Source organism: Ensifer sp. M14 (assembly GCF_003355565.1).
In the GTDB taxonomy this organism is placed as follows: domain Bacteria; phylum Pseudomonadota; class Alphaproteobacteria; order Rhizobiales; family Rhizobiaceae; genus Ensifer.
The window spans coordinates 1-939 of the sequence record NZ_QJNR01000023.1; the positions used below are offsets into that span (position 1 = coordinate 1).

The 939-nt window shown below is 56.7% G+C and carries 2 protein-coding genes; both read left to right on the top strand.

Annotated features, from left to right (window positions below):
• The first annotated feature begins 185 nt into the window (after positions 1–185).
• Positions 186–482: a DUF1778 domain-containing protein gene (locus tag BLJAPNOD_RS34920; RefSeq protein WP_077506015.1), complete on the top strand. Its 297-nt coding sequence runs from the start codon at positions 186–188 to the stop codon at positions 480–482.
• The coding region (locus BLJAPNOD_RS34925; RefSeq protein ID WP_147294640.1) for a GNAT family N-acetyltransferase at positions 479–939 on the top strand (461 nt) is incomplete at its 3' end. The genes BLJAPNOD_RS34920 and BLJAPNOD_RS34925, both read left to right, overlap by 4 nt.

Genomic DNA, 939 nt, shown 5'->3' on the forward strand with positions numbered 1-939 from the left:
GGGGTTCACATCAAGAGCAAAGTTAGCCAAACCTGCAGCGACGAAGACTGTGACAATCAGTTCAATTGCAATGAAGGAAAGATGAACGCGGCTCAGCACGAGATGAATTCGCAACGACATCATCTTTTCGGACATTGTAAAGATGATGTCGTTACGTTATTTGTTGGGGCAGATAGGAGTTTTCCATGCCCACCTCTCACACACGTAAAAGTCCGGACACAAGCGTGCCATTAAATATGCGTATCAAGCCCGCGACACGCAACTTGATCGACCGCGCCGCCGAGTTGCTTGGCAAGACGCGCACGGATTTCATGCTTGAGGCTTCCGAGCGCCGCGCCGAAGAGGTGCTGATTGACCGTTCTGTATTCACGGTCAGCCCAGAAATCTATGCCGAGTACCTTGCTCGGCTCGATGCGCCCGCGCAACCCAACGAGCGTCTGAAGCGTACCATGTCGACCAAAGCGCCGTGGGACGAGGCGTGACTCTCAGTGCGCCGACGCCATTGGCCGACCATCACGAACTGGCCGACTTCAATTCCGGCGTGCTCGAACTGGACGACTGGCTGCGCCGTCGCGCGCGTACCAATCAGATAGGGGGCGCGTCTCGAACGTTCGTCGTGTGTGAAGAAAACCGCGTCATCGCCTATTACGCACTCGCTTCCGGCGCGGTGAAACAGCCGGAAGCACCTGGCCGTTTTCGGCGCAATATGCCGGATCCAATTCCAGTTGCTGTGCTTGGTCGCCTCGCCATTGATGGAGCCCATCAGGGACGTGGTATCGGTAGAGCTTTGGTTCGCGACGCAGGTTTACGACTGCTCAACGCCGCAGAAATCCTGGGCATTCGCGGCGTGCTGGTGCATGCAATTTCCGATGACGCGCGGGGCTTCTATGAGGCGGTTGGCTTCCTGCCTTCGCCATCGGACCCTATGATGTTGATGGT

What these genes read in the sequence shown, in the direction of transcription:
- BLJAPNOD_RS34920 (WP_077506015.1), top strand. Translation starts at nt 186, where the DNA reads ATGCCCACCTCTCACACACGTAAAAGTCCGGACACAAGCGTGCCATTA.